This window comes from Leucobacter chironomi DSM 19883 (assembly GCF_000421845.1).
GTDB classification, from domain to species: Bacteria; Actinomycetota; Actinomycetes; order Actinomycetales; family Microbacteriaceae; genus Leucobacter; species Leucobacter chironomi.
The window spans coordinates 225,736-250,550 of the sequence record NZ_ATXU01000005.1; the positions used below are offsets into that span (position 1 = coordinate 225,736).

Consider the following 24,815-nt stretch of genomic DNA (forward strand, 5'->3'; position numbering starts at 1 on the left):
TGGTGAGGGTGACGAGCGAACCTGAGGTGCCCCGGCTGCGCGCGGTGACGCGAAGCCTCCAGCGGCTCCCGGACCTGCTCTCGCTGCCCGACCCGCAACGACCCATGCTCTGGCACCGCGACGACCGCGGCAGCGTCGGACTGGGCGAGACGCTGCGCCTCGGCTTCCGCGGCCCCGGCCGCTTCCGCGACGCCGCGGAGCAGTGGCGCCGCATCGCCGCAGCCGCCGAGATCGACGACCCGGTGCGCCTGCCCGGCACCGGCCTCGTGGCCCTCGGCACTTTCGCCTTCGATGACCGCAGCGCAGCCGAGAGCGTGCTCATCGTGCCGCGCTTCGTCATCGCCCGGCACCGCGACGCCGCCTGGATCACCGAGATCTCGCTCGCCGGCGAGGCCTCGGCACCGGCGGCGTCGACGGTCGCGCCCGAGGTTCCCGCGGCCGCAGCGCCCGGTCCGTGGCCGGGCACGGCCTTCGAGCCGCGCGCGCTTCCGTCGCGCGCCGATCGCGACGCCGGCCGCGACTCCGTCGACGCCTACATCGCGGGCGTGCGCGAAGCCGTCGACCGCATCACGAGCGGCGAGGTCGAGAAGATCGTGCTCGCCCGCCAGATCGAGGGACGGGTCGAGCCGGGCTCCGATCTTCGCGTGCCGCTGCGCCGACTCGCCGAGCACTACCTCGACTGCTGGACCTTCGCGGTCGACGGTCTCGTGGGCGCGAGCCCCGAGACGCTGATCCGCTCGACGGGCGGCGCGGTATCGGCACGCGTGCTCGCGGGGACCCGTGCGCGACACCACGACGACCCGCAGCGCGACGCCCGCGCCCGCGCGCAGCTGCTCACGAGTGCGAAGGAGCAGCACGAGCACGCCTTCGCGGTGCAGAGCGTGGTCACGGCGCTCTCGCCACACGTGCGCGAGCTGCGCACGAGCGAGGAGGCCTTCCCTCTGCGGCTGCCGAACGTCTGGCACCTCGCCACCGACCTCGGGGCGACGCTCGACGAGCGCAGCTCGGCGATCGAGCTGGTCGGCGCCCTGCATCCCACGGCCGCGGTCGCGGGCACCCCGACCGCCGAGGCCGTCGAGGCGATCGCCGAACTCGAACCCTTCGACCGGGGCCGCTACTCGGGGGCCGTCGGCTGGATCGACGCTGCCGGCGACGGCGAATGGGTGATCGCGCTGCGCTGCGCCCAGCTCTCCGAACCGGCCGAGGACGGGTCGCTGGCGGTCGTGGCGAGCGCCGGCGGCGGCATCCTCGCCGGTTCCGATCCGCAGCACGAGCTCACCGAGACCGTGGCGAAGCTGAGCCCCATCACCGAGGCCTTCGCGGCGTAGCGACGCCGCCGGCCGTGCACCGGTGCGACGTCAGCCGGGCCAGTGCATGTCGGCGGTGCCTGCGAGGCGGGCCCGCTCGGATGCGACGTCGAAGTCGGCCTGCGGCCAGCGCGGATCGATCCGCTGCAGCTCCGAGATAACGATGCGCTGCACGGCCGCCCGCGCGTACCACTTCGCATTCGCCGGCACCACGTACCAGGGCGCCCGCTCGGTCGCGGTGCGCTCGATCGCGATGCTGAAGGCGTCCATGTACTCCGGCCACCGCTCGCGCTCGTCGATGTCGCCGGCGTTGTACTTCCAGTGCTTCTCGGGGTCGTCCAGGCGGGCGAGCAGGCGCTCGGCCTGCTCTTCGGGCGAGATGTGCAGCATGATCTTCACGATCCGCACGCCGTCGGCGACGAGCCCGCGCTCGAAATCGACGATCGCCCCGTAGCGGCGCTCGATCTCCTCCGGCGGCGCGAAGCCGCGCACGCGCTGGATCAGCACGTCCTCGTAGTGCGAACGGTCGAACACGCCGATCATGCCGGGCGCCGGCACCCGCGGCGCGATCCGCCACAGGAAGTCATGAGCGCGCTCCTCCTCCGTGGGCGTTTTGAACGCCGAGAGTGCGAGACCGTACGGCTCGACTTGACTGAACACGTGATTCACGATGCCGCCCTTGCCCGCGGCATCCATCGCCTGCAGCACCACGAGCAGCCGGTCGCGCGCACCGAGCCGGCTCTGCGCGAACAGCTTCTCCTGCAGCCCGCGCAGTTCCTGCGCCGAACGGCCCAGCTCGTCGACGCCGTCGCGCTTGCGGGCCTCGGTGCCGGGCGTCGAGTCGGGATCCACCCCGCGCAGATCGAAGTCGGCGCCCACCCGCAGCAACCGCGTCACATCATCGGTCCAGAACTCGCCGGTCATGCCGTATCCCTCCGTCGGTGTGCTCCCCACTGTATGCCCGCCTCGCAGATCCGCACCGCCGCCGATCCGCCGCCGCCTCTTCATTTCGGGGTCACTATTGGTCGCGTGTCGCGGCGGCACGCGACCAATAGTGACCCCGATTTCAGAACCCGGCTCGCCAAGCCGCTGACGGCGGGTCTCGGCCGCGCAGGCATGACACAGGCCGCAGAGCTACGGAGCGAGCGGGATCTCGACGAGGCTCGGTCCGGTCACCGGCTCCGTGAGCAGTTTCTCGATCTCGCCCCGGGTCGCGACGCGCCGGTACTCCCAGCCGTAGGCGCGGGCGAGCGATGCGAGATCGGCCTGCTGCGGCGTGCGCATCACCCGGCTGAAGAGCTCGGGATCGGCGGATCCGGCGACCTCCAGCCCGTCGAAGATCGTGCCGCCGCCGTCGTTGCCGACGAAGAGCTGGATGCGCGGGGCGGGCTCGCCCTCGGACAGCAGCAGGGAACCCGCGTCGTGCAGCAGCGCGAGGTCGCCGATGATGACGCGCGTGGTGCCCGCCGCCTTCGCCGGGTCGGCGTCGCCCTGGCTCGCGGCGGCGATGCCGAGCGCGGTGGCGACCGTGCCGTCGATACCGGCGAGGCCGCGGTTCGCGTGCACGTCGACCCGGCGGGCCGGGGCGAGACCGTCGAGCACGCGCACGAGGCGCGAGGCGGCCAGCACCAGCCGGTCGTGCGGCCAGGTGGCCCGCCAGACGCTCTCGACGAGCAGCGCGCGAGAGATCGGTTCCCGCATCACGGCCACCTCGGTGCGGGCGTACGCGTTGCGCTCCTTGTAGCCGGTGGCGAGGGCCGCTTCGAGGTCGGGTTCGTGCACGGTGGTACGTTCGCGCAGCAGCTCCCGGTCGGCGGTGACCCAGGCGCCGAGCCAGCGGCGCAGCGCGCGCGGGTCGTGGTCATCGGCGACCCGGGCCGATCGCACCACGCGGGCTCCGCGCGACGGGTCGTAGTGCTCGGCTCGGGGGTGCGGATCGACCACGACCACCTCGACATCGTCGCGGCGCAGCAGGGCCGGCACGGCGCGGGTGAGCGTGGGGTGGCCGAACACGATCGCCTGCTCCACGAGTTCACCGAGGGGCGGGCCCTCGGCGCGCGGCGCGGCGAGCAGAGCGGCGTAGCCCGCGATCGCCTCGCGGCCGAAGCGGGCGCCGCTCACCACCTCGGCGAGCAGCGGCAGCCCCGCGGCGTGGGCGAACGCCTCGGCTTCCAGGCCCGCGCCCTCTCCCGCGATCACCACGGCGAGGGTGTCGCCGCGGTGCAGGTAGGGGTCGGGATCGGCGACGCGATCCACCGCCCGCTCCGGTTCCGCCCGCAGCGCTGCGCTCTCCTCGGCGGCGGCCTCGAAACCGCGCCCGATCATCTCGTCGAAGCCGTGCGTTCCCGAGAGCGGTTCGCGGAACGCGATGTTGAGCTGGACGGGGCCGGCCGGGGCGGCGCCCGGCGCCCCGAGCGAAGCGTGCAGCACGGCCCTGGCGAGGGATCCCGGATCGCGGTCCGGATCCCGCGCAAGATCGCCGTCCTCGCCGAACCGGGGCGCGGGCACGTCGAGCGACAGCCGGGCGACCGAGCCGAAGAGCGCCGCCTGGCGCGTGGTCTGATTGCTGCGGATGCCGCGCAGCTCATCGGGGCGATCCGCGGTGATGAGCAGCAGCGGCACCCGAGCCTCATGGGCTTCGAGCACGGCCGGCGCCAGATTGGCCACCGCAGTGCCGCTGGTCACGATCACCGGCGCGGGCAGCCCTGTTTCACGTGCAACGCCGAGCGCGAAGAACGCCGCCGAGCGCTCGTCGAGGCGCACGTGCAGCCTGATCGCGTCGGCCTGCTCAGCGGCGGCCGCCGCGAGGGCGAGGGCTTGCGAGCGCGATCCGGGGCAGACCACCACGTCTCGCACGCCGCGCCGGATCAGCTCGCCGAGCAGTTCGACCGCGAAGACCGAGGCGGCGGCGAGCCCCGCAGCGGGGCGGCCGGTCCGGTCCGAGCCGTGCGGCCCGCCGCTCACTTCTGCGCCGCGTCGTCGTCGGGGCCGGGCTGCTCCTCACCCCGGGACTCGCCGTCGGCGGCGGGCCGCTCCGGACCCTCCTCGCCGGGGAACTTCTCGTCGTCGAGCTCGCGCAGGCGCTGCTCGAGATCGCGCATGTGCGAGTCGAGATCGGCGGAGGACATGCGCGTGCCCGTGAAGCGCGGATCGTCATCGGGCGGCGTGGGCCGCTTGGCGGGAGGCGCGCCCTTGCCGATCATGAACCAGAGCACCCCGCCGATCACCGGCAGCACCACCACGAGCACCACCCACACCGGCTTCGAGACGCCCCGCGCACGCGACCCGTCAGTCATCGCCGCATCGACAAGCGCGTACAGCGTGAACGCCACGGCGATGACGATTCCGATAATCACGAATCGCACCATACACCCATGCTACCGACCTCAACTGTGCCAATCTCGACCGTGTCGAACCCGTCAGCCGCAGCCGCAGACGATGGCGGATCGCGGGCCGCCGCCGGGGCTCCGGTTCATGGCCCGTCGGGGGCGCCCGCCCCCGGAGCCGCCCGCGGTTCGGCGTCGGCTCAGCCTGCCTCGCTACACTCGTGCCCGTGAAGAACCCCCGCTCCGCCTGGATCACGTACACCGCACTGCGCCTGCTCTTCTTCGCAGTGCCGTTCGCCCTTCTCTACGTGCTGGGGCTCTCGCTGCAGTTCTCGATGATGGTGTCCGCGCTCATCGCGGCGGTGCTGGCGGCGCTCATCAGCGTGTCCCTCTCGGTGCTGCTGCTCTCGAAGTCGCGCGAGGTCGCCTCGGAGAGCATCTACGACTGGCGCAACCGCGAGCGCACGGCGGACGACATCATCGAAGACGACGCGATGGACGCCGCGGAGGCCGCGGGCGGCGACGCCGAGCCGGCGCTCGCCGACGGCGCTGACCGCGCCGACACCCCGGCGGACGAGCCCAAGCGGGCTGCGGTCGAGCCGGAGCGCGGCGCGGACGAGCCGGAGCGCGGCGCGGACGAGCCGGAGCGGGCTGCGGTCGAGCCGGTCGCGGGCGGCGACGCGGATCCCGCGCGCTCCGACCGTCCCTGACCTCGCGACGGCCGGGGCCGCCGCGCACGACGTCGACTGAGGCCCCGACGCTTGCTGCGGTTCAGCCCCCTCTCCGACCACCTGCTTCTCACGATCGGGGTCACTTTTTGCCGTGTCGCAGGGCGACACGCGGCCAAAAGTGACCCCGATTTTCAGGACCGACCGCGGGCCGCGGGCCGCAGGCCGCGGGCCGCAGGCGCAAGCGCAGGCCGCAGGCCGCAGGCCGCGGGCCGCGGCATCTGCGGTGTCAGTGGTGCGCAGTAGCGTGGAGGCGTGACCGAGACGAGCGCGCAGCCCGCACCCCGGTGGAGCCTGCTGGGCCGCCGCGACGACACTGCGGTGACCGTCGTCGACGTGCTCGCCGACGGCTCCCGCGGCGAAGCCGTGCGCCTCGAAGCCGCCGCCCTGCCGCAATTCATCGCCGAGCGCGAGCGCAGCGGGTCGGCGACGCGCTGGGTGTGGAGCGACGCACCGAGCTGGTATCCGCAGCTGCTGGCCGCCGGGGTGCGCGTGGAGCGCTGCCACGACCTGCGGCTCGGACACGCGATCCTGCGGCAGAGCGAGCTGGTGCGCGAGCGGACGGCGCTGCTCGCGGCCCGCGAGTGGGATGCCCCGCCGGGTCTCGACGCCGACGAGAGGCCCGACGACTCGACGCTCTTCGATTTCGACGAGGCCGGCACTGGACCGCCGACCGTGCCGCACGACCCGGAGTCGGTGAGCGCCGAGTTCGAACGGCAGCTCGCCGCGATCTCCGCGTCCACCGACCCGAACCGCCTGCGGCTGCTGCTCGCCGCCGAGTCGGCCGGCGCGCTCGTGGCCGTCGAGATGCGCAGCGCCGGCGTGCCATGGGACGCGGCCGAGCATGACCGCCTGCTGAGCGAGGTGCTGGGCCCGCGACTCGGTCGGCAGCGCGAAGCCCGCCCGGATGGTGGCGCTGGCCGAGGAGGTGCGGTCTGCGCTCGGCGACCCCGGGGCGAGCCTCGACTCGCCGCCGAAGCTGCTGGGCGCGCTGCGGCGGGCGGGCATCGACGTCGCGTCGACCTCGCGCTGGGAGCTGATGGAGAGCGAGCACCCGGCGATCGAGCCGCTGCTGCGCTACAAGAAGCTCTCTCGGCTGCTGACCGCGAACGGCTGGTCCTGGATCGACGAGTGGGTGCGCGACGGCCGATACCGGCCGGTCTACGTGCCCGGCGGGGTGGTCACCGGCCGCTGGGCGTCGAGCGGCGGGGGCGCGCTGCAGCTGCCGCGGGCGCTGCGCCCCGCACTGCGCGCCGACCCGGGCTGGACGCTCGTCTCCGCCGATGTCGCGCAGCTCGAACCGCGCGTCCTCGCCGCCATGTCGGGCGATCGGGCGATGGCCGCGGCGGGATCGGGCAAGGATCTCTACTCCGGCATCGTCGAGAGCGGTATCGTCGCGAGCCGGCAGGAGGCGAAGATCGCCGTGCTCGGCGCCATGTACGGCGCGACCACGGGTGACAGCGGGCGGCTGGTGCCGCGGCTTCGGCGCGGCTTCCCCGCCGCGATGCGCCTGGTGGATCGCGCCGCCGAGGTCGGCGAGCAGGGCGGTGTCGTGTCGACCTGGCTCGGACGCTCCTCTCCCCTGCCGGGGCCCGAGTGGTCAGAGCTGCAGGCGCTCGCGAGCCTGCCCTCGGCCACGCCCCGCGACGAGGCGCGCGCCCGCCGCGCCGCGCGCGACTTCGGGCGATTCACCCGCAACTTCGTGGTGCAGGGCACGGCCGCCGAGTGGGCGCTCGCCTGGCTCGCAGAACTGCGGCTGCGGCTCGCCGCCATGCCCGCCGTCGACGCGGCACCCGCGCCGGCGTCGGGGCCGGTCTTCTCGCACGGGCCGCACCTCGTGTTCTTCCTCCACGACGAGGTGATCGTGCACACGCCTGCCGCGCAGGCCGACGCCGTCGCCGAGGCGGTGCGGGCCTCGGCCGAGGCCGCCGGACGACTGCTCTTCGGCGGAGCACCCGTCGACTTCCCGCTCGACGTGCGGGTCGCCGAGCGCGCCGCGAAGGAGTGACGCCGCCCGGGCGCGGTGCGAAGCCCGAGCCCCGGCAGGCGCCGAGCGGAGCGCGGCGCCCTAGAACGCGAAGGCGATGCCCACGAGCACGCCGTAGGCGAGCGCCGCGAGGCTCGTGAGCTGCAGCACGAGGATCAGCTCGCGCGGTGTCTTCGCCGTGATCACGATGAGCACGCAGGGCGCCACGATCAACAGCACGAACCACACCAGCACCATGCCGGGGTTCACGAAGCCGTAGAGCGCCGGCACCGCGAACGGCAGCACCACGCACGCGATGTAGAGGGCGCGCGAGGCGCGATCGCCCATGCGCACGGCGAGGGTCTTCTTGCCCGCGAGCCTGTCGGTGGGGATGTCGCGCAGGTTGTTGACCACGAGCACGGCCACGGCGAAGAGGCCGACGCCGGCGCCCGTGATCCACGCCTCCTGCGTCTGCACCTCGGTCTGCAGGTAGACCGTGCCGACGGTCGCCACGATCCCGAAGAAGATGAACACCATCACCTCGCCCAGGCCGGCGTAGCCGTAGGGCCGCTTGCCGCCGGTGTAGAACCAGGCGGCGAGGATCGCGACCACGCCGAGCGCCAGGAACCACCAGCGCCCGCTCAGCACCACGGCCACGAGGCCCGCGACGGCGGCGAGCGCGAAGAACACGAGCGCCGCCGCGAGCACCCGCTTCGGGTTCACGAGACCCGAGCCCGTGAGCCGGGCCGGGCCGACCCGGTACGCATCGGTGCCGCGGATGCCGTCGGAGTAGTCGTTGGCGTAGTTCACGCCGATCTGCAGGAACACGGCGACGGCGAGCGCGAGCAGTGCGAGCGGCAGTGAGAAGCCCTGCACCATGTGCGCCACACCGGATCCCGCGGCCACCGGGGCGACCGCCAGGGGCAGGGTGCGCAGCCGCGCGCCGCCCACCCAGTTTCGCCAGGTGATGCGCGGCGCCTCGCCCGAGCCCACCTGTCGTTCGGCGGCGGCCCGCACCGCCGGGTTGCCCGACTTGCGCCGATCCTTCGCGTTCACTCCTGCTCCTCCCCTGCGACGGCCCGCGTCTCGCGGAAGCTCGCCCGCAGCCGTTCCAGCCACTGCTCGATCGCCCGCAGATCGGGCTTGCCGCCCGCGAGGCGCGGCAGCTCGTCGGTTGCGGTGGCCCACACCGGGGCCGCCGCCGCGCCGAGGCGATTCCGGATCGCATCGCGCACCTCGTCGAACGTCGCCCGCGGCGCGGCGCCGCCGGCCCCCTCGCCGTCGGCCTCTGCCTTGCCCGTCTCGACCACCAGGCTCACACGCTCACCCCACTCGGGGTGCGGGGCCGCGACCGCGACCGCGCTCGACCAGCCCGCGAACTCACGGGCGGCGCGCTCCACCTCGTCGAGCGACACGTTGACGCCGCCCGAGATGACCACCCGGTCGAGCCGTCCCGTGACGGTGAGCATGCCGCCGAGCAGCTCGCCCGCATCGCCGGTGCGATACCAGCGGTGCACCGAGCCGTCGCGATCCCGGTCCTCGATGAAGCGGTCCGCGGTGAGCTCGGGGTCGCCCACATAGCCCAGTGCCAGCGACGGGCCGGCCAGCTGCACCTCGCCCGCGCGGATGCGCACGCGCGTGTCGCCGATCTCGACCCCGTCGTAGACGCAGCCGCCCGCCGTCTCGGTCATGCCGTAGCTGCGCTTCAGCGCGACGCCGAGCTCGTGCGCTCGCCGGCGCATCTCCAACGACACCGCCTGCCCGCCCACGAGCACCGCGTCGAAGCGGCGCAGTGCGTCGGCGGCGGCGCGATCCTGCTCGGCGAGATCGAGCAGCCGCGAGAACTGCAGCGGCACGAGCGAGACGTAGCGGCGCTGCCCGTCGAGCCCCTCGGCCGCGTCGAGCAGCGCCGCCGGGTCGAAGCCGCCCGCCGCGTCGAAGAACCGCGGCGGGATTCCGGAGACCTCGCTGCGCACCAGCATCTGCAGCCCCGAGATCAGGTGCGACGGCAGGTCGACCAGCCACTGGCCCGCGCCGCCGAGGCGCTCGTGCGTCGCCTCGGCGGCCGCGCGCAGGGCGGCGGCCGACAGCGCGACCGCCTTCGGCACGCCGCTCGAGCCCGAGGTGCGCACCACCACCGCGGTGCCCTCGGGCAGTTCGGCGCGCTGCAGCGCCGCGACCGCCTCGGCGTCGGCGCGGTCGTCGGCGACCGGGAGGATGGGCGCACCGCCGCTCAGCGCGTCGCCGAGCGCGGCCATGAGCCAGGCGCGATCCCCTGTCGGGATGGTGCGGAGTCCGTTGGGCGCAGTCACCGTTCCAGGCTACTCGGTGGCGGCGGGCAGCGACGGTCGCGGCTCCGGGCTGCCGCGCGGGATGAGCAGGGTGAGCACGGTCGCCACCACCGCCGCGCCGAGCGCGATCCAGAAGCAGGTCGCGAAGGCCTCGGCGGTGGGCACGGCGCGGCCCTCGTGCTCGACGCTCATCGCCGCGAGCACGCCGCCCATCACGGCTGAGGCGCTCGACGTGCCGACGGATCGGAACAGCGCGTTCAGGCCGTTCGAGACCCCCGTCTCGTGGGCCGGCACGGCGCCCATGATGATCATCGGCATCGCGGCGAACGAGAACGCGATACCGACGCCGATGATGGCGTTCGCCACCACGACGTGCCACACCTCGCTCGACCACAGCAGCACGAACACGTGCGCGACCACGATCGACGAGGTGCCGATCGTGAACAGCGGCCGCGGGCCGAAGATGCGCTCGAGCTTGCCCGACAGCGGCGACAGCACCATCATGATGAGGCCCGCCGGCATGATGCAGATGGCCGCCTCGATCATCGTGAGGCCGAAGCCGGCGCCCGTCTCGCGCGGCATCTCGAGCAGCTGGGGGAACGTCACGTTGGATCCGAACAGCGAGAACCCCATGCCGATCGCGGCGAGGTTCGTCAGCAGCACCGTCGGCCGGGCCGCCACCCGCAGATCGACGAGCGGATCGCGCGCCCGCAGCTGATACACGCCCCAGATCAGCAGCACCACGACGCCGGCACCCGCAGAGCCGAGCGCGAGCGGCGATCCCCAGCCCCAGTCGGCGCCGCGCGACACGAACAGCAGCAGGCCCGTCAGGCCCACGGCGAGCCCGAACGCCCCGATCACGTCGAGGCGGCCGCCCGTGACGAGCGTGTCCTCGGGCACCGCGAACCGCACCGCCACGATCCCGAGCGCGCCCAGCGCGGCCGACAGCCAGAACAGCGCGTGCCAGTCGGCCGTCTCGGCGATCAGCGCGGCGAGCGGCATGCCCACGGCGCCGCCGACGCCCATCGTGGCGCTCATGAGGGCCACCGCGGTGCCCAGGCGGGCGGGCGGCAGCACGTCGCGCATGATCGCGATCCCGAGCGGGATCACCCCCGTCGTGATGCCCTGCAGACCGCGCCCCACGATCACCCCGAGGATCGACGACGACAGCGCCGCGACCAGCGAGCCGACGATCAGCGCGACCAGCAGCACGAAGACCACGCGCCGCTTGCCGTACATGTCGCCGAGCCGCCCCGAGATGGGCGTGGCCACGGCTGCCACGAGCAGCGTGATCGTCACCACCCAGGAGGTGTCCTCGCGGGACGCCTGCAGCAGCTCGGGCAGTTCGGCCTGCAGCGGCACCACCAGCGTGAACATGAACGCCGAGACGAGACCGACGAAGGCGAGAGCGCCGACGGTGGTCCAGCCGGGCGGTGGCGGGCTGGGTTTCGTCATCACCTGCCAGGCTACACCTGGGGGCCGGCAAGGCCGCCCCCGGTGCGCCCGGCCTAGTAGTGGTACGGGAACGGCGCCCAGTCGGGCTCGCGCTTCTCGAGGAAGGAGTCGCGGCCCTCGACGGCCTCGTCGGTGCCGTAGGCGAGGCGCGTGGTCTCACCCGCGAAGAGCTGCTGGCCTACGATGCCGTCGTCCACTGCGTTCATCGCGTACTTCAGCATGCGGATCGCGGTGGGCGACTTGCCGAGGATGGTGCGCGCCCATTCGATGCCGGTGCGCTCCAGGTCTGCGTGCGCCACGACCTCGTTGACGGCGCCGATCTCGCGGGCGCGATCAGCGTCGTACTCGCGGGCGAGGAAGAAGATCTCGCGCGCGTTCTTCTGGCCCACCTGGCGGGCGAAATAGGCGCTGCCGTAGCCGGCGTCGAAGGAGCCCACATCGGCGTCGGTCTGCTTGAACTTCGCGTGCTCGCGGCTCGCGATCGTGAGGTCGCACACCACGTTGAGCGAGTGCCCGCCGCCCGCCGCCCATCCGGGCACGAGCGCGATGACGACCTTCGGCATGAAGCGGATGAGGCGCTGCACCTCGAGGATGTGCAGGCGGCCGGCGCGTGCGGTGGCTTCGGGGCCGACGTTCGTCTCGGAGTCGCTGTACTTGTAGCCGTCGCGGCCGCGGATGCGCTGGTCGCCGCCCGAGCAGAACGCCCAGCCGCCATCGCGCGGCGAGGGCCCGTTGCCGGTCAGCAGCACCACGCCTACGCGGGGGTTCACCCGCACGCGGTCGAGGGCGTCGTAGAGTTCGTCGACGGTGTGCGGCCGGAACGCGTTGCGCACCTCCGGCCGGTCGAAGGCGATGCGCGCGATGCGGCCGTCGCGGCTGAGATGCGCGGTGATGTCGGTGTAGCTTTCGGCGCCGGGCGCGGTCTCCCACTCGGCGGGGTCGAAGAGCTCGGAGACCCGCTCGTGCTGCGGGTCTTGCGGTGCGGGGTGCGGATCGCGCTGCGTCATGCCACCCAGCCTACTTGCGCGGCTTCTTCGGTTTCGGGGCGGGCAGCGCCGCCGCCGTCAAGTCGATGAGCTCGGTGAGCCATTCGCGATCCTCCCAGCGGTCGCCGCTCACCCGGAAGTAGGGCTTCGATCCGGGGTAGGCGGGCGCTTCCTCGGGTTCGCCCAGGTATTCGCGGCCGGCATCGGTGGGCTTCACGAACAGTTCGTCGTCGCAGACGAGGGCGACGGGCTTGTCATCGCAGTAGAGGCAGTACTCGCCGAACATCTTGCGGCTGCGGATGGCGGGCAGCGCGCTCAGCTGGTCGGTGAGGAACTCGATAGTCTCGGCCCGGGTGCTCATGCCGCCAGAGTATCGCCGCTCGCGCTCGCGCCACCACCCCCGCGGGCGCGAGTTCGAGGGGCCGTGGCAGGATCGGAGCATGAGTGATGCCCGGGGCCCCGAGACGGCCGCCCTTCCCCCGCTCGACGAGGTGCTCGCGGTGATGCGCGTGGTCGCGATCCCCACCCGCACCCGGTTCCGCGGGATCTCGGTGCGGGAGGCGGCGATCTTCGATTCGCCGCTGGGGGCGAGCGAGTTCTCGCCCTTCCCCGAGTACGGTGACGCCGAGGCGTCGGCGTGGCTGGCGGCCGCTCTCGATTTCGGCTGGCGCGAGCAGCCGGCGGCGCTGCGCGACCGCGTCGAGGTGAACGCGACCGTGCCCGCGGTGGCGGCGGGTCGGGTGCCCGAGATCCTCGCCCGCTTCCCGGGGTGCCGCACCGCGAAGGTGAAGGTCGCCGAGCGCGGCCAGGGTCTCGCCGACGATGCGGCGCGGGTGCGGGCGGTGCGCGAGGTGATGGGGCCGGACGCGCTGGTGCGCGTGGACGCGAACGGGGGCTGGGGCGTCGAGGAAGCCGTGACGGCGCTGCGAGCGCTCGCCGAGTTCGACCTCGACTACGCCGAGCAGCCGTGCGGGGGCGTCGACGAGCTCGTCGAGGTGCGGCGACGGCTGAGCCCGGGTGATACCGGCGAGGGCCCGCTGCTCGGCGAGGCCGCCGCGACCCTGGGATTGCACGCCCGCACCTCGCCACTCGTGCGCATCGCCGCCGATGAGAGCGTGCGCAAGGCGGCCGATCCGCTCGCGGTGGCGCGGGCCGGTGCGGCGGATCTGCTGATCGTGAAGGCGCAGCCGCTGGGCGGCATCCGGCGCGCGCTCGGGATCGTGGCCGAGGCCGGCCTGCCGGTGGTCGTGTCGAGCGCGCTCGACACCTCGGTGGGCATTGCGATGGGGCTGCAGCTCGCGGCCGCGCTCCCGCTCGCCGAGGGCGAGGGGGCCAGCGGTGCCGTGCTCGCCGGGGCGTGCGGCCTCGGCACGGCCGCCCTGTTGGAGGGAGACGTGACCGCCGATCCGCTGCTGCCGAACGGTGGCGAGATCGAGGTGCGCCGCCCCCGGCTCGACCCCGAGCAGCTCACTCGCTACGCGGCCCCGGCCGAGCGCGAGCGGTGGTGGCGGGAGCGCGTGACCCGCTGCCACGCGCTGCTCAGCGCTGCCGCTCACTGAGCGTCACCGCTCGCTGAGCGCTTCCGCCGGCCGCGCGCGGCGGCTCAGCCTTTGAGCCCGGGGAAGTCCTCTTCGCGCCACTCGGCGGCGATCCGCTCCCCTGCGCGATGCGCGGCGAGCTCGCGCTCCCGCAGCTCGACCCGGCGGATCTTGCCCGACGAGGTCTTGGGCAGCTCGAAGAACTCCACCCGACGCACGCGCATGTAGGGCGGCAGCGCGATGCGGGCGTGGGCGAGGATCGCGCGGGCCGTCTCGGCATCGGCGGGTGCGCCCGCGGCGAGCGCGACGTACGCCTTCGTGACATTGAGCCGGGTGTCGTCGGGGGCGCCGACCACGGCCGCCTCGGCGACGAACTCGTGTTCGATGAGCGCGCTCTCCACCTCGAACGGCGACACCTTGTAGTCGCTCGACTTGAAGATGTCGTCGGTGCGCCCCACGAAGGTGAGCACGCCGGTCTCGCGGTCCCGCTGCGCCACGTCGCCGGTGTGGAAGAGCCCGCCCGCGGTGGCCTTCGCGGTGGCATCAGGGTTGCCGAAGTACCCGGTCATGAGGTTCTCGGGCGGCTCCGGGGCGAGCCGCAGGCAGATCTCCCCCTCGTCGGCCTCCGCACCCGTGAGCGGATCGACGAGCACGGCGTCGACGCCCGGCAGCGGGATGCCCATCGCACCCGGCACGACGGGGTCGCCCGGCATGTTACCGATGAGCGCGGTGGTCTCGGTCTGCCCGTAGCCGTCGCGGATCTCGAGCCCCCACCACTCCTGGATGCGGGCGATCACCTCGGGGTTGAGCGGTTCGCCGGCCGAGAGCAGTTCTCGCAGGGCGCGCGGCTTGCGCTCCAGGCGGTGCTGGATGAGCATGCGCCACACCGTGGGCGGCGCGCAGAAGGTGCTGACGCCTGCGCGATCGAGCTCGGAGACGAAGTGCTCGGCGTCGAAGCGGGCGTAGCTCAGCACGAAGATGGTGGCGCCCACGTTCCAGGGCGAGAAGAAGCTCGACCATGCGTGCTTGCCCCAGCCCGGCGCGCTCACCACGGAGTGCACGTCGCCGGGGCGCACCCCGATCCAGGCCGTCGTGGTGAGGTGCCCGAGCGGGTAGCTGGTGTGGGAGTGCTCCACGATCTTGGGCAGGCTCGTCGTGCCCGAGGTGAAGTAGATGAGCGAGGGCTCGGCGCTCGCGGTCGTGCGCGGGATCGCGGCGAGCGACGCGGCACTCGACTCCTCGTAGCGGTGCCAGTCGAAGAGGGCGGCGCGCTGGTCGCGGTTCGCCTGCTCGAAGCCGACGCCCACGCGGCCGTACCCGCCGGGCACCTCGGCGAACTTGAGCGCGTCGGCCGCGGCGGCGAACACCCAGCGCACGCGACCCCGGTCGACTCGGTCGCGCAGCTCATGCGCGCCGAGCACCGTCGAGGTCGGCAGGATCACGACGCCCAGCTTGAGCGCGGCGAGCATGATCTCCCAGAGCTCGACCCGGTTGTCGAGCATGAGCATCGCGACATCGCCCTTGCGCGCTCCGATGCTGCGCATCCAGTTGGCGACCTGATCGGAGCGCTGCTTCATCTGCGCGAAGCTGCGCTTCTGCTCGCTGCCGTCGGCGTCGACGATCCACAGCGCGGTATCGTCGTTGCCTTCGGCGATCGCGTCGAAGACGTCGTGGGCCCAGTTGAAACTCGGCCCCACGTCGGGCCAGCGGAACTCGGCGCGGGCGCGGGCCGGATCGCCGGCGAGTTCGAGCAGCTGGTCGCGGGCCGCGAAGAACGCGCGCGTGGCATCGGTGTGGGTCATGTGACTATTCTGCCTCGCGACCGCGGGTCGCGTGCGGCGCCGACGTCCGCGGCGGGTTGGGCGCGGTGCCGGGCACCGGCGGCGGCTTCAGCTGCGGAAGACCGTGTGCAGATGCGGATCGCGGATCGCGTCGCGGCCGCCCAGACCTTCGATCTCGAAGAGCACCGCGGTGCCGGCCACCTCGTAGTCGAGTTCGCGCAGCACCTGATGGGCTGCCGCGAGAGTGCCGCCGGTGGCGAGCACGTCGTCGATGACGAGCACGCGCGAGCCGCGCGGGAAGTCGGCGTGCGCCTCGACCTCAGCGATGCCGTACTCGAGCGCGTAGCCGACGTTCGCCGCCGGCCGCGGCAGCTTGCCGGCCTTGCGGATCGGCATGAGGCCTGCACCGGTGGCGTAGGCGGCGGCGCTCGCGAGCAGGAAGCCGCGCGCTTCGAGGCCTGCGACCACGTCGAAGGTGCCGCGGAACGGGGCGATGAGCGCGTCGACGGTGGCGCGCAGCGCGGGCCCGTCGGCCAGCAGCGGCGTGATGTCGCGGAACAGGATGCCCGCGCTCGGGTAGTCGGGGATCTCGAGGATCAGCGATTCGGCGCGCTCGAGCTCAGGACTCGGCTCGGGAAAGCTGGGCAGGTCGAGGGGCTCGTTCGTGGTCTCCGTCACTCGACCCAGGGTACCGGGAGTCTCGACGAGGCGGAGTGCGAGCGCGCCCGATGGCCCGATGACTGCGATCGTGCGCCGGATGCCGCCGCGCTCCTCCGGTTCTACCGTCCCGCACCGCCTCTCCGCACCGCGCGACACGCCCGCCCGACGCCGCAGCCGCCCCGATTTGAAGAGCGAACCCGAGTCGTGTAATGTTCTTCTGGTTGGTGAAGCCAACATGCGCCCCTAGCTCAGCTGGATAGAGCATCTGACTACGGATCAGAAGGTCGGGGGTTCGAATCCCTCGGGGCGCACCACTCACCCGGGGTTCTGCACGCAGATGCGGAACCCCGGGTTTTTTGATACTCGGATCATGTGGATCACAGGGCCTCCGGGTCGGCCTCCCCCTCCCGCAGCCCGCATCTCGACCGCGCATCCTATCCGGCGAGCGCTCGGCGGCGCCAGCCCCTCCCGCGCCACCGTCCGCTCCCGGATACTGAGGATTCCGCACGAAGGAGCGCTCCATGACCGATATCACGCCGTCCCCCGTGACCCCGCCCGCCGCGGTCAGCCACGACGACTCCGACGATCTCGAAGCCACGATCCCGCTCCCCCATTACCGCCCCGAGCGTCTCATCTGAGCGCAATACGCTCACGGCCCCCACAGCCGAGAACTGCTCGCCGCGCAGGAGCGCATCAAGCTCCGCTACGCCGCCGACGGGGCGCTCGACGGCTTCGAGCCACGATTGGTGAGCTCGACGGCGTCCATCACGACGGCGCGCAGGCTGCCGGTGCCGGCCAGCACACGGCGCTGACGGTCCGCCCCGGTGCCCTCGGCGAGGATGCGGGCCACCCCGCGTTCCACGCGCTCGCGGTCGCCGGCGTGCTCCAGCGCGACGGCCGCGTGGCCCAGCAGCTCCGCAACAGCGGCACGGGGGCTGCGAGGGGCGCCCGTCACCGGATCCACGAGACCCGTGCCGCCGGTCCCGAACCGGCTCGCCGACCACATCGCGAGCCGCAGCACCGCGCTCTCGGCCGGCGCTGGAGCGATGCCGCCGCGCCACTCGCGAGCGGCGGTCTCGACGAGCGCCCGCACCAGCGCAGCGATCACCAGGGCATCCTCGGCATCCATGCATGCATCAGCCACCCGCACCTCGACCGTCGGGTAGTGAGCGCTCAAGCGGGCGTCGAAGTAGACCATGCCGGGGTCGAGCACCACCCCGCTCGCGATCAGGGAGGCGACGACGCGGTGGTACTCACCCGGCGAGCCGAAGAGATCGTATGCGCCCGCCGAGGGCCAGCGCCCCCACGCCTGATAGCGGTAGCTGACATAGCCGGTGTCTTCTCCCCGCCAGAACGGCGAGTTGCCGCTCAGCGCCAGCAGCACGGGCAGCCACGGTCTGATCCGGTCGAGCACGGCGACCCCCTCCGCATCGTTCGAGACCGCCACGTGCACGTGGAAGCCGCAGGTCAGCTGCTCGCGCATCGTGAGGCCGAAGCGCTTGCCGATCGCGGCATAGCGCGGGCTCGGCGTGACGTGCGAGTCGACGGGGAGCACGCTCGTGCCGAGCGCTGCGGCCCGCACCCCGATCCGCCGCGCCGCGTCGTCCGCCCGGCGTCGCCCGACGAGGATGGATCGCGCGAGTTCGTCGAGGCTGCGGCACGGGGGCGAGACGACCTCGATCTGCTCCCGCTTCACCTCCCGTTCGAGCCCGGGAGACGCCGCCTCACCGGGTGCCGCCTCTGCTGCTGCGACCACCGCCTCGACCACCGCGACAGGCTGCCCCGACCGGCCGTCCACGAGCAGCAGCTCCTCCTCCACCCCGACCGTGCGGGGCTCGGAACCGGCGTCCCTCGCGACCATCCTGCTTCTCCCGTTCACCGCACTCGATCCGGGCTTCTGCACCGGCGGTCAGCCGATCCCGAGCCGATCCGGCCCGCCGATTGCGCCGCCGACACCCCGTCGGGAATCGTCTCCAGCTTCAAGGGTGGAGCACCGCCGGGTCAGCCCCTTGACTTTTCGGCTGCGGGCCGAGCAGAACTCGGTCCCTCCCGATGCATCGCAGCGGATCGGCGACGCCGCCTGGGCCCCTCTAGCAGAGCCGCCACCCGCGAACAAGCCCTCTCCGAGGGATTCCCGCCGGCGGTAGCATCGACGCCCGACGACTCGAAAGGCGGTGCGCGTGATGGAGCAGGACGACCAGCGGAACATCCCCTCGCCCGACGAGCGTCGCGGCCAGGATCCCGCGCAGCCCACCGCGACCGCACCGGATTCGGTGGACCGGTCGGTGCCCACGGCCGACGACGCCGGCAAGACCGGCCCGGACGCCGCAGACCCGCCGCGGACGGCCGGCAAGCACGAGCAGGAACAAGGCTCGGGCGACGGCGGGGCCGACGCAGAACCAGAGCTCGACGCCGACGAGGGCGCCGACGCTTTCGAGACCCCCGAGGAGGCCGACTCGGGGGCGTATACCGGCGGACCGGAACGGCGGGACGAGGATCAGATCACCCTCGACACGCCCGACTGACCGGATCCGCCACCCGACTCCGGGGGGAGAGGGAAACGGAGGCCTTCGCTACGGCGGGGGCCTCCGTGCTGTTCGGGCGGAGTCGCGCATCTTGGCCGCGCCGCGCATCTCGGCCGCGCCGCGCATCTCTTCCGCGCCGCGCATCTCGGCCACGCCGACCGTCTCAGTCGAGGAGGCGCCTCACGCCGGCGCGCGCCAGCATCAGCACGACTACCAGGAGCGTGACCGAGAAGAACCCGCCCAGGTGCACGGCGTCGCCGAGCAGGAGGTCGGTGAGCCAGAGAATGAGGGCTTTGCTGCCACCCGCGACGAGGGCGAGAGCCACCGCTGCGACCGCGCGCTCCCGCGCCGTCGCAGCGCGCTTGAACTTCGCGACGATGCGGGTCTTCACCCGCACGACGATCTCGAGCACCGCCTTCAGCAGCACCGCCGTGATGAGCGAGGTGAGAAAGGACTCGCTGATGACCTCGGGGAAGAGTTGGGCGAAGGTGGCGAGGACAACGGTGTAGACGAACACGTCGACGACGTCTCTCGCGTGCATGCGGCATAGCGCCCATCGTAGGCACCACGCGGAGCGCCGGAAAGCCCGATGCCGCAGCCGAACCGGTCGAATGCCCCGAAGCAGTCACCCCTTCTCGTCCTGGATCGAATTCCCTCCGTCGACGACCAGCAGCTGTCCGGTCACGTATGAGGCGCCCTCCGACGCGAGGAACTCCGCAACGGCGGCAACCTCATCGGGAGTGCCCGACCTCTGCAACGGTGTCGCGAGACCCATCGCATCCTCGTGCGGGGTGGCCGACCCGGTATGGATCCAACCCGGAGCCACAGCGTTCACGGTGGTGCCGTGCTGGGCGACATCGACCGCGAGGCCTCGAACCAGCCCCACCATGCCGGCCTTCGCCGCGTGATATCCGATGTCGCCCCGGTAGGCCAGCAGCGGACCAGAAACGGAGGACATCATGATGACGCGGCCCGCAGGGCTCGCATTCACCCACGGCAGGGCCGCCCTCGTGACCAGAAAGCTCGTGGTCAGATTGCGTTGCAGAGCGTGGTTCCAGCCCGCGAGCCCGATGCCATCGATCGCGGCAGGATCCTGGGGGTCGGTGACCGAGGTCATGCCCGCATTGTTGACGAGCACGTCCACCCCTCCGAACGCCGACACCGCCTCCTCCACGATCTCAGCCGCTCCCGCTTCGTCGGACAGATCTCCGACGCTCGCCCGGACGCGTTGCTCGGCTCCGGTCTCCGACAGCTCGGCCAGCAGCTCTTCTCGCCGCAGGTGGATGCGCTCCGACGTCGCACCGATCACGACGTTCATGCCCGCGTGGAGCAGTCGCCGCGAGATCGCGAAGCCGATCCCGTCCGCCGCCCCGGCTCCGGTCACGATTGCTGTTCTCCGCCGCTCAGTTCTGATCATGTCGCGAGCCTAGCGATGCGCCTGGCATCTCCGAAGCGACATCCTGCACCATACGGCGACGAGTGCACGTGCACGGCGAGTGGGGTTGCGCAGTCGACGAGCAGCGTCGCGGCACCGCACGACAGCCGCCCGGAACTAGTCGCCGTCGTAGTTCTCGACGGGGCGGCGGCGCTTCTTCGGCTGCGTGGTCGACTTGAGGAAGAGGCGCACGAGACCGCGCTTCTTCTCGAGATACGCGTGCCGCTCGATCGCACCCGCCGCGTACTGTTCTTCGAGTTCGGCGATCACGGTCTCGGCGTGCGCGGCGTCGTACCGCGACGCCGCTGCATCGAGTGCTCCGTTCTCTCGAATCCCCATGCCGCCGAGAGTAGCCGTAGCCACTGACATTTCATCGCACGTCGCATATCTCACGACTCGCCCACCCGGCTCGCGCCGGGCGGATCACCCTGCGCGATCCTGACGAGGAGGTCGGGAATGTCGGTCGAGTTCGATGAAGTGACGGTCCGGATTCTGGCATCGCCTCCTACGCTCACGCTCGCGGTGTTCCGGCAGGGGGTATAACAGAGAGGTGAAGTCAATGTCGGGGGCCGCGTACGGCGGGTCTCTCGTGCTCACCGGTGTCGCCGGCTTTGTGGACGCGATCGGCTTCATTCTCTCTGGCGGATTGTTTGTCTCGTTTATGAGCGGGAACTCGACCCAGGCGGGTGTGGAATTGACCCGAGGCGATACTGAGACTGCGGTGCTGGCTCTCAGCCTCGTCGCGTCGTTTGTCGGTGGGGTCGTGCTGGGGCGGCTGTTGACGTTGCGCTTTCCGGGGTACGGGGTAGGCGGCCGGATTGTGACCATCGCGTTCGGGCTCGGCGCTGCCACCGGCGCTTTGGCGCTCGTACCCACCGCGGGCGCTCCGCTGATTGGTCTCGCAGCCGTGATGGGTGCGATGAATACCCTGTTCGTGGTGGATGGGCGGGCTCGGATCGCACTGACCTATGCGACTGGGACGCTCGTGAGTTTCGGGCTCGGCGTCGCGGAGCGCATGAACGGGAGTAGCCGCAGCAGTTGGCTCCGGCCTTTGTTGCTTTGGGGAGCGATCAGCGGTGGTGCTGTGGTCGGGGCGATCACCTGGCGGTTGTGCGGGCTGTGGTCGCTCGTCATCGCATCGGTCACGCTCGTCCTGCTCGGTGTCGCGCAGATGTTGCGCACTCGAAGTCGTCGCGTGATCTGACCTCTGGCGACATAGTCAACGAAGGGCGGACCGCGTGGGAGCCGTTTCGCAGCCCCACCCGCTGCCGGGCGCCTACTCCTTGGTTCCGAAAATGTGCTGGAGTCTTCGGTCAAAGGCGAGGCCAGCAGGGCTCACCCCGGTAGTGCTGCACTCGATCAGGCACGCCGTGCAGCATTTGGGTGCAGGGCCTCTTCGCGTCCATGAGGTTGGTGGTTTTGGCCTCAGGTGGTAGCAACTATTCCCCATAAGCCCGATAGATGTGTAGCTGTGTAAAGTACCGGCTAGGTCCTTTGAGTCTGATGGCACCGAAACTGACCAGCCTGAGAAAGAAGCCTTGGCAGCTGAGGAAGCTGATGAGATGTCGCCGCAGATGGCACTCGCTCACTACCTCGAACATCTCATCGGTGTCTTCTCGGAACGTCAGCTGGAAGTTCTTCGAATGTCAGAGTTCGTAAGAGAACGGGAACATGAGCTTCATGATGCGAAGGAGCGGGCGAAGCGCGCTATCAGCCAACAGCTAACAGAGGTCGACGAGGATGTGCTCGACCGCTTGATCGCACTTTTTCAGTCAGTTGAAACCGAGAGACAAGATGGCGAGGAAGGCTCTCTTCCGAGTTCCGAGAGAATGGATGCCTTCCGGGTTGCATTTGCGGAGGTATCCAACGAGCTCCCTGAGGGAATCGCTCAGACGTACGCCGAATCGATCTTGAACTCGATGCGCCCGGCAGTCGGTGTGACGTTTCTCTACGGCTCAATGCTCACAACACTCGTGGGAGAACTCGAAGTCTTCATTAATCTCATCGCGCGAGTCGCCTTCGAATACAACCCTGAACCTCTGACCCAGAGCGAGAAGAAGTTCACGTGGGCAGAAATATCCGCCCATAATTCGATCGACGAGATGCGGGACGAACTTGTGGACTCGATAGTCAAGAATCTTCTTCGAAAAGGCCTTCCCGATTGGATGAGCTTCTTCCAGGATCGTTTCGGTCTATCCGAAAACAAGGCGGCAAAATCTCTCGATGCGCGTGAAGCAATTCAACGACGGAACTGCGTGGTGCACAACGGAAGCAAAGTGTCCCAGGCCTATATCGACAACCTGCCGGATCTAAAAACAAAAGTTAAAGTAGACGACGACCTCAAGGTCGATGCTGACTACCTAGCAAAGGCGGCGGACAGCCTCTTCATGGTCGCCTACAGCCTCACATGGGCTCTCGCCACGAAAGCGCTCGATGACAGAGAAGCGCTCGGGCGCGCGATAGGTGCTCTAGGAGATCGCACGATGTTCTTGATTCAAGAGGGACGACTGGACCTTGTGAAACAGATTTCCCAGGCGGCACCACACCGAGAGCTCGAAAAGACTCCCGAGCTCGAAGAACTCTCCTGGATTCTTAGAATCAATAGATGGCTCGCATTCAAAGAATGCGGTGAGTTCCATAAGATCCGGGGCGAGGTCGAAGCATTCAACGCACGTTCGAAGGATGATCGATACAAGATGGCCAAAGCCGCGCTATTGGACGAGATTGATGAAGCCGTAGAGTTCGCACGAAGTCTCCTCGCGCGCGGGGAACTAAAGCCCGCTCACATCCTGACCTGGCCGCTCCTGAAAAATGTTCGCGATCATACAGATTGGTCGTAGCTGAGAAGATTCACTTCGGTGTGAGCAGCGGACCATTAGCATGAAGTAGTCAGAGAAGGGATAATCATGGGCACTGCAGATCTGTAATACTCGCATTCCGCACGCCACTCTCCTGTTCTGCCTTGGCTCCACAGAGGGATTTTCCTTGTATCTACGGGGACGCGGCTTGCATCCCCGCTACTCGCGGCCCAGGCGGCTAAGCTGCCGACTGACCTCACCAACGCACTGCGCCCCCGTGCACACTCTCACGAGTGGGTGCGGGGGCGCTTTCGTCATTTCAGAACAGCGTAGGCAGCGTCTCGACTGGGCGATCGGGTTGCATCGCCCGGCTGAGCTCCTCCGATGCGATCTGCGCCTCCGCCACGAGCTCGGCGTCACCTGCACGCTCGGGGTCGAGCCACTCGGCGGCGAAGTCCGCGGGGATGGGGAGCGGCATGCGCGACTCGGTGCCGCCGCTACTCTTCGACTTCACGGCCGAGGCCTTGCCGGTCCCTCGTCTGGTGACCATGGCGTAGGTCAGGCGGGTCTCACCGGTCTCATCGTCCGTGACGGTCGAAGTGACGGCAGCGAGCCAAAACGGTGACCCATCGGCGAGCGACCATCTGGGCTTGCCCTCGTCGTACCAGCTCGCCGGCAGGAGGGCGCGGTGTTGGAAGGCGTGGCTCCATCGCCTCACGAGCGAGTCGTCTCTCGCGTTGAAGCTGTTGCGTCCGCGGGGACCCCTGCCGTCTGCCCAGAGCGACCACCATCCGAGTTCGAGGCGGTCTCCGATGAGGACTGGGTTCAGGTTTTTCGCTTTGCGCCCGGTGATCTTTGCGTGCCCGTTGTGCTGCGTGATCCAGTCGTTGAGCAGCGCGAGCGATCCTGGTTCGCTGATCGGCTCGTCCTCGCCCGGCAGAGGGATGGGGGTACTGTCGCCGCTGAGACCGTATGAAGCGCACATGCGCACAGGCTACGCCCGCCGGCCCGGGCCCGGTAGCCCTACCTCTCCCCGGGGTGGATGGTGCCGCCGCCGTTCGGCGCGCCCATCCGACTCGCAGTTTCGCTGCTCTGCGTCGGGCGCTGGTATCGCACAGAGAGGTCGGCATCGGCGAGTGAGGTGTGGATCGCGGTCATGCGCCGCCGGGACGGTTCGACGTGCCAGGCGAGCACCAGATAGCGCGCCTCGCCAACGGTGTCGGTGACGCGGTGCACAATCGCGGCCGGATGATCGGGAGCCTCACGCATTATGGCCCACGTGTCTACGTCAAGGCGAATGGGTGCCGGTCTGGTCATGTGGGCAGGGTACGCCCCGCCCCCGACATTCAGTCCTCGGGCTCCCAGGGAAGACGATCCTGCGGGGCAGCAAGGATGCGCTCAAGCCCACACGTCGGGCACGTCAGCCGGGCCATGTCGACGCGCCTCATCGCCGCACCGCAGCCAGGGCAGGGCCACATGATCAGGAACGCCGTACGGAGATCATCTGCCAGCCCTCGGGGATCAGCTTGCGCAGGTCGTCCATCGTCTCTGCTTCGATCTCGCCGACCTCATCGCGGCGCTCGAAAACACCGGCCGCAGTGAGCGCGGTCGTGCCGGCTCGCATCGCGACTGGCGCCGAAACCAGATCGAATCCCGCCGGACGCTTCGCCTCCAACTCGGCCCGCACCGCGTCGAGACCTTCACCTGCCACCTCGACAGAGACGGTCTCGACTCGACGGATCGTGGCATGCAGCATGAGACGAGCCTACCGCCCGGTCTGGGCGCGCAGAGTGTGGGCAAAATGTGGGCAAAGGCCCAAATCGGCCGGTCTCCCAGAAACAGATGAGCCCCCGACTTCCCAGTGTTTCCTAGGGGAGTCGGGGGCTTCTATCTGTTGTTCGTCTGGCGGAGACGGGGGGATTTGAAACCTGCCAGACCCGAGTGCACCGCTAACGCCAATCTCAGATCACTGTTTTCACGCGGCAATTTGATTTCTAGAACGATGGCGACCTCGCGTTG

At 70.5% G+C, this 24,815-nt stretch carries 23 protein-coding genes, 1 tRNA gene and 1 pseudogene; 8 read left to right on the forward strand and 17 right to left on the reverse strand.

Going from position 1 to position 24,815, the window contains the following annotated elements; all coding sequences use genetic code 11:
* The first annotated feature begins 8 nt into the window (after nucleotides 1-8).
* Entirely contained in the window at nucleotides 9-1,328 is a 1,320-nt protein-coding gene (locus H629_RS0107315) for an isochorismate synthase (RefSeq protein WP_024356641.1), read from the forward strand.
* Between the two features lie 30 nt (nucleotides 1,329-1,358).
* Here the strand turns inward: H629_RS0107315 and H629_RS0107320 are convergent, their stop codons facing one another.
* The 3 genes from H629_RS0107320 to H629_RS0107330 all read right to left on the reverse strand — a co-directional run bounded on the left by H629_RS0107320 (nucleotide 1,359) and on the right by H629_RS0107330 (nucleotide 4,675).
* Entirely contained in the window at nucleotides 1,359-2,231 is an 873-nt protein-coding gene (locus tag H629_RS0107320) for a PPK2 family polyphosphate kinase (protein WP_024356642.1), read from the reverse strand.
* 210 nt (nucleotides 2,232-2,441) lie between these two features.
* On the reverse strand, nucleotides 2,442-4,271 hold the full coding sequence (gene menD / locus H629_RS0107325) for a 2-succinyl-5-enolpyruvyl-6-hydroxy-3-cyclohexene-1-carboxylic-acid synthase (protein ID WP_024356643.1): 1,830 nt from the start codon (nucleotides 4,269-4,271) through the stop codon (nucleotides 2,442-2,444).
* Nucleotides 4,268-4,675: a PLDc N-terminal domain-containing protein gene (locus tag H629_RS0107330; RefSeq protein ID WP_024356644.1), complete on the reverse strand. Its 408-nt coding sequence runs from the start codon at nucleotides 4,673-4,675 to the stop codon at nucleotides 4,268-4,270. The genes menD and H629_RS0107330 overlap by 4 nt, the downstream gene beginning before the upstream one ends.
* Nucleotides 4,676-4,860: 185 nt before the next feature.
* On the opposite strand from H629_RS0107330, the gene H629_RS14500 reads away from it, so the two are divergent.
* Nucleotides 4,861-5,343 carry a DUF4229 domain-containing protein gene (locus tag H629_RS14500; RefSeq protein WP_152485660.1) on the forward strand — a complete coding sequence of 161 codons (483 nt, stop codon included), beginning with the start codon at nucleotides 4,861-4,863 and terminating at the stop codon, nucleotides 5,341-5,343.
* Nucleotides 5,344-5,616: 273 nt separating this feature from the next.
* Nucleotides 5,617-7,369 (forward strand): annotated as a pseudogene (locus H629_RS14075) (bifunctional 3'-5' exonuclease/DNA polymerase).
* A gap of 60 nt (nucleotides 7,370-7,429) precedes the next feature.
* Here the strand turns inward: H629_RS14075 and H629_RS0107345 are convergent.
* The 5 genes from H629_RS0107345 to H629_RS0107365 are packed head-to-tail and all read right to left on the reverse strand — an operon-like array spanning nucleotide 7,430 to nucleotide 12,420.
* Nucleotides 7,430-8,383 (reverse strand): 1,4-dihydroxy-2-naphthoate polyprenyltransferase, encoded by a 954-nt coding sequence (locus H629_RS0107345; protein ID WP_024356646.1) that lies wholly within the window; start codon nucleotides 8,381-8,383, stop codon nucleotides 7,430-7,432.
* The gene (locus tag H629_RS0107350) at nucleotides 8,380-9,639 is read right to left on the reverse strand and encodes an AMP-binding protein (protein WP_240471075.1); all 1,260 of its coding nucleotides are present in this window, start codon (nucleotides 9,637-9,639) and stop codon (nucleotides 8,380-8,382) included. The genes H629_RS0107345 and H629_RS0107350 overlap by 4 nt, the downstream gene beginning before the upstream one ends.
* A 9-nt stretch (nucleotides 9,640-9,648) precedes the next feature.
* Nucleotides 9,649-11,073 (reverse strand): MFS transporter, encoded by a 1,425-nt coding sequence (locus tag H629_RS0107355; RefSeq protein WP_024356648.1) that lies wholly within the window; start codon nucleotides 11,071-11,073, stop codon nucleotides 9,649-9,651.
* Nucleotides 11,074-11,126: 53 nt separating this feature from the next.
* Nucleotides 11,127-12,080, reverse strand: a complete 954-nt coding sequence (locus tag H629_RS0107360) for a 1,4-dihydroxy-2-naphthoyl-CoA synthase (RefSeq protein ID WP_024356649.1) — start codon at nucleotides 12,078-12,080, stop codon at nucleotides 11,127-11,129.
* A 10-nt stretch (nucleotides 12,081-12,090) separates the two neighbouring features.
* A complete protein-coding gene (locus tag H629_RS0107365) occupies nucleotides 12,091-12,420 on the reverse strand; it encodes a TfoX/Sxy family protein (RefSeq protein ID WP_024356650.1) in 330 nt (109 codons plus the stop codon).
* A gap of 79 nt (nucleotides 12,421-12,499) precedes the next feature.
* On the opposite strand from H629_RS0107365, the gene H629_RS0107370 reads away from it, so the two are divergent.
* Complete coding sequence (locus H629_RS0107370; protein ID WP_024356651.1) at nucleotides 12,500-13,618, forward strand: o-succinylbenzoate synthase; 1,119 nt, start codon at nucleotides 12,500-12,502, stop codon at nucleotides 13,616-13,618.
* Between the two features lie 44 nt (nucleotides 13,619-13,662).
* Here the strand turns inward: H629_RS0107370 and H629_RS0107375 are convergent, their stop codons facing one another.
* Together H629_RS0107375 and H629_RS0107380 are read right to left on the reverse strand one after the other, a co-directional pair.
* Nucleotides 13,663-15,399, reverse strand: a complete 1,737-nt coding sequence (locus H629_RS0107375) for an AMP-binding protein (protein WP_024356652.1) — start codon at nucleotides 15,397-15,399, stop codon at nucleotides 13,663-13,665.
* Nucleotides 15,400-15,486: 87 nt separating this feature from the next.
* Nucleotides 15,487-16,056, reverse strand: coding sequence for an adenine phosphoribosyltransferase (locus H629_RS0107380; protein WP_024356653.1), 570 nt, complete (start codon nucleotides 16,054-16,056; stop codon nucleotides 15,487-15,489).
* Between the two features lie 219 nt (nucleotides 16,057-16,275).
* Between H629_RS0107380 and H629_RS0107385 the strand changes: the two genes are divergently transcribed.
* Nucleotides 16,276-16,352 (forward strand) — tRNA-Arg (locus tag H629_RS0107385).
* 389 nt (nucleotides 16,353-16,741) lie between these two features.
* On the opposite strand, the gene H629_RS0107395 is transcribed toward H629_RS0107385, so the two are convergent.
* Entirely contained in the window at nucleotides 16,742-17,899 is a 1,158-nt protein-coding gene (locus H629_RS0107395; protein WP_024356654.1) for a carboxylate-amine ligase, read from the reverse strand.
* A 319-nt stretch (nucleotides 17,900-18,218) separates the two neighbouring features.
* Between H629_RS0107395 and H629_RS0107400 the strand changes: the two genes are divergently transcribed.
* On the forward strand, nucleotides 18,219-18,563 hold the full coding sequence (locus tag H629_RS0107400; protein WP_152485661.1) for a hypothetical protein: 345 nt from the start codon (nucleotides 18,219-18,221) through the stop codon (nucleotides 18,561-18,563).
* A gap of 163 nt (nucleotides 18,564-18,726) precedes the next feature.
* Here H629_RS0107400 and H629_RS0107405 read toward each other — a convergent pair whose 3' ends face one another.
* The 3 genes from H629_RS0107405 to H629_RS0107415 all read right to left on the reverse strand — a co-directional run bounded on the left by H629_RS0107405 (nucleotide 18,727) and on the right by H629_RS0107415 (nucleotide 20,337).
* Nucleotides 18,727-19,104, reverse strand: a complete 378-nt coding sequence (locus H629_RS0107405; protein ID WP_024356656.1) for a hypothetical protein — start codon at nucleotides 19,102-19,104, stop codon at nucleotides 18,727-18,729.
* Between the two features lie 84 nt (nucleotides 19,105-19,188).
* Complete coding sequence (locus tag H629_RS0107410) at nucleotides 19,189-19,980, reverse strand: SDR family NAD(P)-dependent oxidoreductase (protein ID WP_024356657.1); 792 nt, start codon at nucleotides 19,978-19,980, stop codon at nucleotides 19,189-19,191.
* Nucleotides 19,981-20,115: 135 nt separating this feature from the next.
* Nucleotides 20,116-20,337: a hypothetical protein gene (locus tag H629_RS0107415; RefSeq protein WP_024356658.1), complete on the reverse strand. Its 222-nt coding sequence runs from the start codon at nucleotides 20,335-20,337 to the stop codon at nucleotides 20,116-20,118.
* A 220-nt stretch (nucleotides 20,338-20,557) separates the two neighbouring features.
* Between H629_RS0107415 and H629_RS0107425 the strand changes: the two genes are divergently transcribed.
* Nucleotides 20,558-21,202, forward strand: coding sequence for a YoaK family protein (locus H629_RS0107425; RefSeq protein WP_024356659.1), 645 nt, complete (start codon nucleotides 20,558-20,560; stop codon nucleotides 21,200-21,202).
* Nucleotides 21,203-21,536: 334 nt separating this feature from the next.
* Nucleotides 21,537-22,838 carry a hypothetical protein gene (locus H629_RS15155; RefSeq protein ID WP_152485662.1) on the forward strand — a complete coding sequence of 434 codons (1,302 nt, stop codon included), beginning with the start codon at nucleotides 21,537-21,539 and terminating at the stop codon, nucleotides 22,836-22,838.
* A gap of 277 nt (nucleotides 22,839-23,115) precedes the next feature.
* Here H629_RS15155 and H629_RS0107430 read toward each other — a convergent pair whose 3' ends face one another.
* The 3 genes from H629_RS0107430 to H629_RS0107440 form a co-directional block, all read right to left on the reverse strand.
* Nucleotides 23,116-23,781, reverse strand: coding sequence for an SOS response-associated peptidase family protein (locus H629_RS0107430; protein ID WP_024356660.1), 666 nt, complete (start codon nucleotides 23,779-23,781; stop codon nucleotides 23,116-23,118).
* Between the two features lie 38 nt (nucleotides 23,782-23,819).
* On the reverse strand, nucleotides 23,820-24,113 hold the full coding sequence (locus tag H629_RS0107435) for a hypothetical protein (RefSeq protein WP_024356661.1): 294 nt from the start codon (nucleotides 24,111-24,113) through the stop codon (nucleotides 23,820-23,822).
* A gap of 163 nt (nucleotides 24,114-24,276) precedes the next feature.
* Nucleotides 24,277-24,552, reverse strand: coding sequence for a hypothetical protein (locus tag H629_RS0107440; RefSeq protein ID WP_024356662.1), 276 nt, complete (start codon nucleotides 24,550-24,552; stop codon nucleotides 24,277-24,279).
* Between the last annotated feature and the right edge of the window lie 263 nt (nucleotides 24,553-24,815).